7 protein-coding genes, 1 pseudogene and 1 other annotated feature are annotated in these 11,686 nt (G+C 49.2%); of the genes and pseudogenes, 6 read left to right on the top strand and 2 right to left on the bottom strand.

The genetic code is table 11. From position 1 onward, the window contains the following. Positions 1-3 precede the first annotated feature (3 nt). Entirely contained in the window at positions 4-525 is a 522-nt protein-coding gene (locus tag NE473_RS04030; protein WP_006775996.1) for a DUF4364 family protein, read from the bottom strand. Between the two features lie 24 nt (positions 526-549). Then, a complete protein-coding gene (locus NE473_RS04035; RefSeq protein WP_055650082.1) occupies positions 550-1,704 on the bottom strand; it encodes an NAD(P)-dependent malic enzyme in 1,155 nt (384 codons plus the stop codon). A gap of 356 nt (positions 1,705-2,060) precedes the next feature. Between NE473_RS04035 and NE473_RS04040 the strand changes: the two genes are divergently transcribed. The 6 genes and pseudogenes from NE473_RS04040 (at position 2,061) to NE473_RS04065 (ending at position 11,045) form a co-directional block, all read left to right on the top strand. Beyond that, positions 2,061-5,675, top strand: a complete 3,615-nt coding sequence (locus NE473_RS04040; RefSeq protein ID WP_055650083.1) for a DUF5717 family protein — start codon at positions 2,061-2,063, stop codon at positions 5,673-5,675. 15 nt (positions 5,676-5,690) lie between these two features. Further along, positions 5,691-6,914, top strand: coding sequence for a DUF5716 family protein (locus NE473_RS04045; RefSeq protein ID WP_055650084.1), 1,224 nt, complete (start codon positions 5,691-5,693; stop codon positions 6,912-6,914). After that, the gene (locus NE473_RS04050) at positions 6,911-7,723 is read left to right on the top strand and encodes a hypothetical protein (protein WP_022033657.1); all 813 of its coding nucleotides are present in this window, start codon (positions 6,911-6,913) and stop codon (positions 7,721-7,723) included. The genes NE473_RS04045 and NE473_RS04050 overlap by 4 nt, the downstream gene beginning before the upstream one ends. Before the next feature lie 299 nt (positions 7,724-8,022). Further along, positions 8,023-8,349 (top strand): annotated as a pseudogene (locus tag NE473_RS04055) (PadR family transcriptional regulator); the annotation flags it as partial. 162 nt (positions 8,350-8,511) lie between these two features. Next, complete coding sequence (locus tag NE473_RS04060; protein ID WP_055650085.1) at positions 8,512-9,864, top strand: permease prefix domain 1-containing protein; 1,353 nt, start codon at positions 8,512-8,514, stop codon at positions 9,862-9,864. Between the two features lie 89 nt (positions 9,865-9,953). Further along, complete coding sequence (locus NE473_RS04065; protein WP_055650086.1) at positions 9,954-11,045, top strand: immunity protein Imm33 domain-containing protein; 1,092 nt, start codon at positions 9,954-9,956, stop codon at positions 11,043-11,045. Between the two features lie 263 nt (positions 11,046-11,308). Then, positions 11,309-11,540: a binding site (T-box leader), on the top strand. Positions 11,541-11,686: the final 146 nt, after the last annotated feature.

The following is an 11,686-nucleotide window of genomic DNA, read 5'->3' on the forward strand; positions in this document are numbered from 1 at the left end:
ATATTAATCGCTCATAAGCGCCTTCATGGCAAATGCATAGATTTCCTGGCTCTTGGCCTTCCAGTGGTCACACATGATCTCCGCCTGGTCCTTGTCGGGAACGGCCAGCTGTAAATCGATCAGACAGCTTTTCCCCTCACGCACTTCACAGTGGACGATGTAATCCTGACTGGTGGATTTGTAGAAATCCGCGGTCACACCCACTTCGTTGCGGAGGCGGAACTTGTTCTCTTTCAAATATTCATCGATGTCTTCAATGATGGCGGAGGATATCTTGTTGCCGAAGAACGACAGGGTTTCCTCTCCCTCCCGTGTGATCTCATAGCGGCTGCTGTTGTGGTTGGTCTCCACATGGAGGAGCTTTGCCTCCAGAAGTTCGTTTAATGCCTGGTTCAGTGTGAAATATGTGGTATATTCATGATCCAGGAAAAAATTTGACAGCTGCGCGCTGGTAAGGGGAAAATTGACCTGCTTCAGCATATACAAAATCATTAATTTATAAAGCGTCATGGGTTCTGACAACATAGGACACCCTCCATATAGTAGTTATTACTTTTGTATATGATCTTTCACTGCACGGCTGACGACATCGGCTACACGGGGGTCGAATGCCTCCGGCAGAATATGGTTTTCATCCAGAATGGATTCATCCACCAGCCCTGCGATGGCAGCGGCGGCAGCCAGCTTCATCTCCTCGGTGATGGCGGTGGCCCGTCCTTCCAGAGCCCCCTTAAAGATGCCGGGGAATACAACTACATTATTGACCTGATTAGGAAAATCAGACCTTCCGGTGCCGATAATTTTGGCTCCGGCCTCTTTCGCAAGGTCAGGCATGATCTCCGGAACAGGATTTGCCATGGCGAAGAGAATCGCATCTTTATTCATGGACGCGGCCATCTCCTTCGTGACGATTCCCGGTGCGGATACGCCGACAAAGATATCGGCGCCCTTCATGGCGTCGGCCAGGCTGCCGGATGCGCCCTCTAAGTTGGTCACCTCCACCATCTTTTCCTGCATCCAGTTTAAACCGTCCATACCCTTCTTTAAGATTCCGGCGCGGTCACACATGGTGATGTGGGGGAACCCATAGGTTAAGAGAAGCTTTGTGATGGCGATTCCGGCGGAACCGGCGCCATTGACAACCACGCGGCATTCTTCCTTCTTCTTGCCGGTTACCTTTAAGGCGTTGATGATTCCGGCCAGAACGACGATGGCGGTTCCATGCTGGTCATCGTGGAAGACTGGGATGGGGAGCAGTTCTTTTAAACGCTCTTCAATCTCAAAGCATCTGGGAGCGGAGATATCCTCTAAGTTGATGCCGCCGAAGGCGGGGGCGATGTTGACCACAGTCTTTATGATCTCTTCCGTGTCCTGGGTGTCAAGGCAGATGGGGAAGGCGTTGACGCCGCCGAATTCTTTAAAAAGAACCGCCTTGCCTTCCATGACCGGCATAGCGGCCAGGGGACCGATGTTGCCGAGGCCAAGAACTGCGCTGCCGTCGGAAACGACTGCGATCGTGTTGGATTTGATCGTATATTTATAAGCGGCTTCCGGGTCTTTCGCGATGACCTTGCAGGGTTCCGCAACGCCCGGGGTATAGGCAAGGGCTAAATCTTCCCTGCTTTTCACCTCGGCTTTGGACGTGGTTTCCAGCTTTCCGTTCCATTCTTCGTGTAATAATAATGCTTTTTCGTTCGTCGTCATTTGTCTCGTCCTTCTTTTACCAGTTTTTACTTTATCATACCAATTTTGGAGGGCTAAATCAAGAATCATTTACAAATATATTACAATATGGCAGCAGCTAAAGGCTGTAAAGCGATATGGCTCAGATAATCAAATATGAAAGCGGGAGAAGAAATACAGGTGTGCGGGCAAAATGTGGAAACAGAGAATTAAGGGTTTTAAATCAATAGAAAGTATGTTAGAATATAGAGTAATTAAACTGAGAGGTTAAAGCTGTCAGATAAAGAAGATTAGATATAGAATATGAGATATAGAGTATAAGATACAGAACATAAAAACGGAACATAAGATACAGAACACAAGATACAGGTGGTACTATGAGAGAACGAATCAACAGGCTGGCGAAAGGCATCATCGATTCGGAGGTTCCCGTGATTAAGGTCACTCCGAAAGAAACCACCGACGTGGTGCGTTCCGGCGGAGCCACGAGGCGGGAACTTGTCGTTACCAGTGAGAATAATCTGCATATAAAAGGACTTGCATATTCTTCCAATTTCCGCGTAAGGCTTTTAAACGGAGCGTTTGGCGGCACCTACAACCATCTGGTCTATGAGGTGAATACCAGTTTTTTGGAAGACGGAGATGTGATTAAGGGAGCTTTTTATCTGGTTACCAATGGTGGAGAGAGAGAAGTCCCTTATTCTTTTCGTGTGGAACTGAGTACGTCAGGGAAAGCATTGAGCGACTTAAAGACGGCGGAGGATTTCGCTGCGACAGCGAAGAACGACTATGAGACAGCGCTTCGCTTATTTGAATATAGAGATTTCTACGAGGCCCCCTTCATGAAGGATCTGCATGTGAGGGCCCTTTACGGTGGCTTAAAAGGAAGACCGGACAGAAAGAAGGAACTGGAGGAATTCTTAACCGGTCTTGGCGTCAAGGAGTCGGTAAAACTGTCCGCAGACGAGAGCGAACGGCGGTTTGATGAGCCGGCAGGAGTAATTGAGGAACGCATAACGGTAACCAGAAGCTGCTGGGGATACGTAAGCCTGGAGGTGACGGCTGACTGCGATTTTATAGAGATTCCGGTGAGAAATATCGGGGATCAGGATTTTACCGATGACATCTGTGAGATCGTCTATCGGATCCATCCGGGACGTATGCATCAGGGCTTGAACCAGGGCCGTATTATTATAACCGGAATTGAAGAGCGTTTCGTGGTTCCCGTGACTGCGATGGTGAATCCGGGCGGAGGTATTTCTGCGGAGGATGCCTACACAAAGGAAGCGGTGGCAGCGTATCTCCATCTGCGTCTGCAGAAAGAGGCGGAGGAATATGGGGAAGCCGTGCTCCGCGTTCCGGCGGACACGGATGAGGGGGACGTTCCTCATAACCGGATGCTTCGGGCGCTGGACGAGATCGAAGAGATGAAAGGACAGCTGGAAGCGATTAAGCTTTTAAGGGCTGAGATATACCTTTCAGACGGCAGGGAAAGCCAGGCGGCCCTGCTGATGGACGAATGCCGGGAGAAGATCCTGGCGGAGCGGCAGGAAAAGCTGGAACTTTACTGTTACTATCAGTATCTGAGACTGATTCTGCAGCCGGATGAGTACCAGAAGGAATCGCTGGTCCGTCTGCTTAGAAAATATCTGGAGGAGAATCCGGATCTCCATAATCTGTTCCTGATTCTCTTAAAACTGGACCGCCGGATGAGTGAGAATCCGGGCGGAGCCTTATCCATGATGAGACGCCAGTTCGAAGCGGGCATGAGAAGCCCGTTTCTCTATCTGCATGCCTGCCGGCTGCTTTCGGAGGAGCCGGATCTGATCCGGAGCATTGGCCCGTTCGAGCTGCAGGTGCTGTCCTTTGGCGCCAGATACGGTGCCGCAGGGAAGGAATTTGCGCTGGCGGCGGCGAGGCTTACGCTGACCTCCAGACATTTTAACCGGCTTCACTACAGGGCACTGGGACGCCTGTATGAGAAGTATCCGGAAAAAGAAATACTGGAAGCAGTCTGCTCCATTCTGATCCGGGGCGAGAGCAGGAGCGCGGAATCATTTAAGTGGTATGAGAAGGGAATCAAAGAGGGAATCAGCCTGACGCGGCTTTACGAGTATTATCTGTATGCGCTTCCAAAGGATTACCGCTATCTGCTTCCCAAGGAAGTGCTCCTCTATTTCTCCTACGGCGGAAGTGAACTGGACCGCCACAGCAGGGCGCTGCTCTATAAAAATGTACTGGTTTATTTAAAGGAATCGGATCCGCTGTACGAGGAATACGAGCGCGACATTGAAAAGTTTGCCACAGAGCAGCTGTTTGAATCGAGAATCGGAAGTAATCTGGCGGTTATTTACGAACACATGATTTATAAGGATGTCATTGACCTGCCCATGGCAAAGGTGCTGCCATCCATTCTGCGCTCTTACCGCGTGGAGTGCAAAAACATTAAGATGAAGTATGTGATTGTCTGTTACGAGGAGCTGCAGGAGGAGGACGCCTTTCTTCTGGATGACGGTGTGGCATACGTGCCTCTGTTTTCCGAACACAGCATTCTTTTGTTCCAGGATGCCTTTGGGAACCGATACAGTACGGTTCCTTACGAGAAGACGCCGGTGATGGACAAGCCGGATCTGGAAGCGCGCTGTTTTGAACTGTATCCCGATCATCCAATGCTCAGACTCCGGGCGTGCGATGAGGTCTTAAAGAGGGGAATTGCGGATGAGAAGGAGGCGGAGATGCTGGAGGATGCCATGGAGGACGGCAGGCTTCAGCCACTGTACCAGAGACTTCTGCTTTCCAGGATTATCGAGTATTACCAGCATATTCCGCTTCAGGCTGCAGATGAAGACAGCTCCGGGGGAGATACGTATCTGGTGCGTCTTGACAAGCGTCTTCTTACGAAGGAAGAGCGCCAGGGAATCTGTGAGACGTTAATCAGCCGTAATTATATCGAAGAAGCCTTTGACATGATACGGGAATTCGGATGCGAGGATATTCAGAGCAAGCGGCTCTTAAAGCTGTGTACCAGGATGATACTTAAGAATCTTTTTGATGAAGATCCGCTGCTTCTTCATCTGTCGTACCGGGTATTTCTGGAAGGCATGAGCGACAGCGTCATTCTGGATTACCTCTGCGAACACTACAACGGTCTGACGAATCAGATGTACCGGGTGCTTTTACAGGGAATTTCCGAGCATGTGGAGACGTATGATCTTGAGGAGCGTCTGGTGGCACAGATGATGTTTTCTGGCTGTACGGAGACCATAGACCGGGTTTTCAGCCTTTATATGAATAAAAAGAAGACGAGCGACAACATCGTCCGGGCTTATTTTACGATTAAGAGTTCGGAATATTTCCTTGAAGATAAGACTCCGGACGACAAGGTTTTTGCCTATCTGGAAGGCGCGGTCAACAGCTCTGCGGATAAGGAGAGGATACCGACGATCTATCTGCTGGCGTTGACCAAATATTATTCAGAGCTTTCCTCGCTGGAGGAGGAGCAGAAGGAACTGCTGCGAAGCACGACTGCGGTTCTCTTAGAGGCGGGGCTGGTGTTCCCGTACTTCAAGACGCTGGCGAAATACGTTCCCATGCCGGAGGATATCATGGATAAGGCTATGATCCAGTACCATTCGGACAGGAACGCGCGGATCGATTTTGAGGTACGGATTCTGCCTGATGAGGAGGAATACCACTGTGAGGATATCGGAAGGACATACCAGGGGATCTTCGTAAAGAAGAAGGTCCTGTTTGAAGGGGAAATCATGGAGTACCGGATCAGTGAACTGGAAGACGGCCAGTGGGTGCTGAAAAAAGAAGGAAGCGTCAGCTGTGACGCTGTATCGGCGGCCGGTGATACGGAAAGCAGATTTGCCTGTTTAAATGAAATGAGCCTGTGCTTAAGCCTTAAAGATGAGGAAGGGCTTAAGAAACGGATGCGGGAGTATTTAACGAAGAATGCTGCCGCGGAAGAATTATTTCCACTGATGTAGATAAGGGGATTGTCGATGGACGGATTGATAATTGGACTTGATTTATGTGATGCCTATACCAGGCTGTGCTGTCACGAACGTGAAAAAACGTGGTGTCTGCCGACGGTTATCTGCCGGAAGAAGGACGATGACGAGTGGTATGTGGGGGAAGAAGCTTACGCATACACCCTGGTGGGGGAGGGCATTATTGTAGACAAGCTTATAAAGATGGTCATGAAGGATGGGACCGCTACGCTGGGAGGCGTGAAATACGAGGGAACCACCCTGCTGAAGATCTATCTGAAGAAAATACTGGCGCTGGCAAAGGAGGAATTTTTTTCCGATGAGGTAAAGGAACTGGTGATCACACTGGAAAAGGTGGAGGTCAAGCTGATGGACGCGCTGATGTACTGTGCTGATTACTTAGAGATTCCCAGAGAACGGGTACATATTATCAGCCATACGGAGGGCTTTGTCTATTACGTTCTGAGTCAGAAAAAGGAAGTATGGAACAACCAGGTGGCGGTCTTCGATTTATCCGAGGACTCGCTTCATTACCATGAGTTAAAGGTTCAGCGGGGGATGAAGCAGATGACCGTGGTGGCAGAGGATGAGGCGCTGGAGGAAAGCTTCAATCTCGATATTTTAAACACCCCGTCCGGAGGAAAGCTGGCGGATAAGATCCTCAGCTCCTGTGCGGAGCGGCTGCTCTCCAAGAAGCTGTTTTCTTCCATTTTTCTGACCGGAAAGGGATTCGAGCGTCAGGACTGGGCGGGGGATTTCATGAAGCTTCTCTGCTCCAGGCGGAAGGTTTATATGGATCAGGAGCTGTTTGCCAGAGGCGCGGCTTTTAAGGGCATGGATTATCTTCATGAGAAGACGTCGTATCCCTTTGTCTGTGTCTGTGAAGGAAGGCTTCATTCGACGATTTCGATGAAGGTACTGCATAAGAACCGGGAGAGCCAGCTGATCGTGGCGGCGGCCGGTGACAACTGGTATGAGTCAAGAAGCAGCGTGGACTTAATCGTGGACAACCAGGATTACATAGAGTTTTTAGTAACCCCTATGGACCCGAAGCAGAAAAAACTGGTAAAGATTCCCCTGGAGGGATTCCCGAAGCGGCCGGCGAGGACGACGCGCGTGGGGATCAGCGTGGGATTTTTAGATGAGAAGACGATGGCGGTGGTCCTTAAGGACAAGGGCTTTGGGGAGCTGTTCCCGGCCTCCGATGCCGTAGTCAGACAAGAGGTTATGATATGAGCCTGATCCTATGCCGGCAGGAGCCGGTTAAACATCCTTTTTATTTCGAAGGCCTGGGAGTCCACCTTTATTCCTCCCAGGAGCTTTGCTATGTAATCTATCAGAATCCTCTTCTGGTACTGGATCATTTCGTGGATGAGCATTTAATAGAATTTATCCGTGACGAGCTGGAGATGGGATTTATGGCCGCCAAGCTGGAAAAATGGCAGCAGAGCGGAGAAGACGCGGACGAACTCCTGTTTTTAATTCTGACGGAATGTGACTATTACAATGCGGCTGAGATTAAACATTTCCGTCAGAAGATCGAGACCTACCGAAAGATGTCTCCGCACGAATTTGCCAAGGCCAAAGCCGATTATCTTTTTACGAGAAGACAGTACGGCAAGGCGGTTGCGGAATACGAGGGGATTTTAGAGATGCCCAAAGAGTCTTCCGCAGACGACGCATTTTATGCAAAGATCTATAACAACTTAGGGGCCGCCTATGCCCGGTTATTTTCTATGGAGAAAGCGTATCAGGCCTATCAGAAGTCCTTTGATCTGGCAAAAAGCGGCGACGTGCTGAAGCGCATTTACTACTTATCGAAATGGAATCCCAATCTGGTCTTAAAAGACCGTTTCCGGACTCTGATTACGGAAGACGTAAAGACAGGATGGGACGAAGAGATGAAGAACGCGGAAGAAGCAGCAGAGAAGGCCGAGAGTTTAGAAAAACTAGAAGAGTTATTTCTAAAAGATCCAATAAAGCGCATGAAAGGCGCCGCCGACATGGTAAAAAGCTGGAAGGGGGAGTACCGAAACATGATATAGCCCTGAGCAGTGCGAAAAAAGCCATAAGCAAATTTACGTTGTGCTTGCACATAAGTAAATTTGCTTATGGCTTTTTTCATAGGGCGAACGCCCGTCAGCGAGATGGAGCAAAGCGGAATCGAGCGGCCACTGCGGGCCAGCGGGCAACACAACAGACCAGCGGGCAACACTACAAACCAGGCTCTAAAAGAAGTTCACATTCCCCCTTGACATTTTCTTCCTCATCAATTAATATATAGATAATCTACATATAAAGATCATCTACATAAAAACCACAAAAAAGAAAGTGAGGTCCCCCCATGCCCATCGACAAAAGCCTGATCTCAGGCAGCACTTCCATGCTTCTTCTAAAGCTTCTAACGGAAAAAGACATGTATGGATACGAGATGATAGAAACCCTCCGGAAGAAATCCAACGATGTATTTGAACTAAAAGCCGGAACCCTCTACCCTCTTTTACATTCCCTGGAACAGAAAGGATATTTAACCTCCTATGAAGAGGAGGCTTCCGGCAAGGTACGCAAATACTACAGCATCACCGGCGAGGGAAAGCGTTACCTAAAAGGAAAAGAAGAGGAATGGAAGCAATACGCCGGAGCGGTATCCGGAGTACTGGCACTGCATTGCATAAATCCCTGCGCTATAGCACCCGCTATCTACGCCAGGAGCACGCCCGCGAAGCTAGACGTAGGGTCCGCTACGCCGTCGCTTCGCGGACGCACACCTGACGCAGATATCAGGCACTATAACCCAGTTATTTATGCAACGCAGTACTAGGAGGTGCAGTCTATGGAACTTTCTGAATATCTTGATACCGTATCGGAGCAGATTCGTTGCAAAAGGGCCAGAACCATGGTCAGGGAGGAACTAAAAAACCATGTGCAGGAACAGGCGGAAGCATATGAGGCCGATGGCATGATGGCTCCTGAGGCGATGAGAGAGGCGGTCCGCCAGATGGGAGATCCTATAGAGACGGGAACTGCCTTAAACCGGATTCACCGGCCGCAATTGGAATGGAAATTCCTCATTCTGGTGCTTCTGTTAAGCGCTTTAGGCCTTGCGCTTCAATACATGACATGTTATACCGGACTTTTCGGAGGTTTTTCCAGCGATCTTGCAGACTATTTCTGGAAACGCCAGTGTTTCTTTACCGTCGCAGGGCTCGGCGTCCTCGCCGCAGTCTATATCGTCGATTACACGATACTCGGCCGCTATCCCCTCCTTTTGTGGTTTGGTTACTTTGCTGTTATATTTATCATAGCAAATACCCATACCGTAATCATGGGAAAAGTGAGAATCTATAACTATCTGACACTATTTTTGCCTCTCTACGCGGGGGTGCTCTACAGGTTCCGCTCAAAGGGATACGGAGCGGTAGCTGTCTGTTATCTCTTAAGCTTCATGCCGTTTTTCGTGGGACTGAAGACGATACTGGTACACGGCAGCCTGGAGCTTGCCGGCGGCTGTTTCCTGCTTCTGCTGATTGCCGTGTGCAAAGGAATCTTCCATGTCAGGAAGACCCGGACCATAGCAGCACTGATCGCTCTGCCTCTGATCACGTCCCTCCTCCTTTACTGGAAGGGAGCTGATCTGGGGCTGCTGCATCATTACCAGCTGGCCAGGCTTCAGTACGTGTTCAGTCCGGATATGCTTGATTACAATTCCAATGGAGGGATTATTCCCTATCTTTGGGAGTCCGTCTCCGGTTTTCGAATGTTTGGCTCATCGACGGCTCCGGTGCCGAAGGCAATGAAATCCTTAAACTGCGACTACGTTGTCTTTTTTGTTTTTGCCAAATACGGTATTGCCGCCGGAACCGCCATGCTGTCCATACTTGCCGTCACAGCGGTGAAGGCGTTTTCCATATCGCGGAGACAGAAGAACCGCCTTGGATTTCTCGTAGGGACGGCGTGTTCCGTGGTTCTGACCATTCAGATGATGGTCTATGTGGCGGCCAATTTCGGCGTACCGCTGGTAGAACCCATGACGATTCCGTTTCTGTCATACGGAGGGCAGAGCACCCTTGTGAATTACATATTGCTCGGACTGATTCTCAGCGTCCACAGAAACAAGGATATTGTCTCTGAAAGACATGGAACCCGGGGAAAATGGAAGATACGGCTGGAACGGATAGAATCGTAAGTGGAAAAAACTGCTGTGATATGATACACTAAAGCCTGTAGAATCTGAACGGTCATACTGAGAGCGAACCGTTCTGACAGGAGGATGCTATGGGTGATAATATATGGCAGAACGTATTTCAGGAGATATTTGAAAAGAATTTGGAACGAATGAAAAAAGAACCGGAAACTGCGGGACTCAATACCCTGTTTGACAGTGAAGGCGCATATGAACAGCTGACGATCGGAGAGGTGCGCTTAAATACCGGCAGGATAGAGATTGGAGATCCGCTCTGCTATATGAATACAAAGTATTCCTGTACGCTGGAGGAGACGGTGGAGCCGGGAAGCTATCCGGTATCCCTGTCTGTAATCGATCATCCGGTCTTTGGATTCCGTTTTCTGGCGGCGAAACTGGACGTAAATGGAAAGACGCCGGTCCGCTATGAACTGGCCATGCCTCAGGGCTGTACGATTGAAGATAAGGATAAACCGGGAGTGTTTGCCATGTTCGGCGTAGACACGGGGCTGGCCTGTATCTGTGACCGTGCCGTGTCTGCCGTCTATGATGATTTCATAAAAGAATGGCGCAGGAAGAATCCGGACAAAAACCTCTATGACGACTACTTTGAGGAGGTTATGAAGGCTTATGCGGAAGCATATCCTCGTTATCAGCGGGAGGATGGCGATTATCTGGACTGGTGCCCGCCGGGAAGCGATGGAAACTTGATTCTCTTTACCAGTGGTTTCGGTGACGGTGCGTACAGCGGCTACTGGGGGTTTGATGAGAATGGGGACAAAGCGTGTCTGGTGGTCCGTTTTATCGACCCGGAGGCCTACGACATTCCCATGCCGGAGCTTCCGAGGCGTAAAAAGTTTTTCATGAAGGCGGAAGAGATAAAGCCGCTGCTTAAGAGCGGGCAGTTTGGAATCGCTACAGACAAGATTATGGTGGAAGGCTCTAAAGTGGGTTATATGGTGCGCAATGAACCGCAGGAGGAACACCCGGAGGACAGCGGGTGGATTTTCTATGAGGGATCGGAAGACCGGGAATACTGTGAGGACAGCGGGAACTTCGGACTCTATGATCTGAACACGGTGGCAAACTATGATCCCGATATCATTCCGCTGCTTGACGCCCCCGCGGGCATGGCATTTTTCCGCGGTGATGACGGAGAATTCTATGTGGATGCGGGTGTTTAAGCTTACACTTGAAAATGTTACGAATCGTAACATTGAGATCCTGGCCGAAGGACATCAGATCATTAACAGACGGCCAGATGACGCGGTTAAATCTGAAAGTAATATAGAAATGACCAGAATCAGGACCAACATTCTCGAAGAAGAAATTAAAAAATAAAAAGATCGACAGGGATTTAAGCTTTTTATACTTGATGCCATAGAGCAAAATTCTATTTACAGGGGTTGACAAATGATTAAAAAACCCCTATGATATCACCATAAAGAAAAAGGTAAGGAAAAAGAGGAGTATGTTCATAACCCTGACAGAGAGAACCATTCACCGGCTGAAAGATGGTTAAGGAAGTGTGTGCAGAAGGTAGCTTTGGAACCGGAGTGCTGAAATGCAGTAGTTGTGTTCAGTAGGTGCTCACGCGTGGTTTGCGTTAAAGACCGTGAGAGCTGCGGCACAGTCTGCCGCAGGAAAAAAGGTGGTACCGCGGATGATTCGCCCTTTGCATAGATATATGCAGAGGGTTTTTTTGTGTAATAGGAAAGTTCTCGTAAAAATGGAATTATGTAAACTTGGTGTTCTGCCTTTGCAGAGCACCACAATCAGACGATAGGAGATGGTTAAAAAATAAAAAACCCACTGTTCCCATCAT

It is taken from the genome of Hungatella sp. SL.1.14, assembly GCF_024460495.1.
Taxonomy (GTDB): domain Bacteria; phylum Bacillota; class Clostridia; order Lachnospirales; family Lachnospiraceae; genus Hungatella; species Hungatella hathewayi.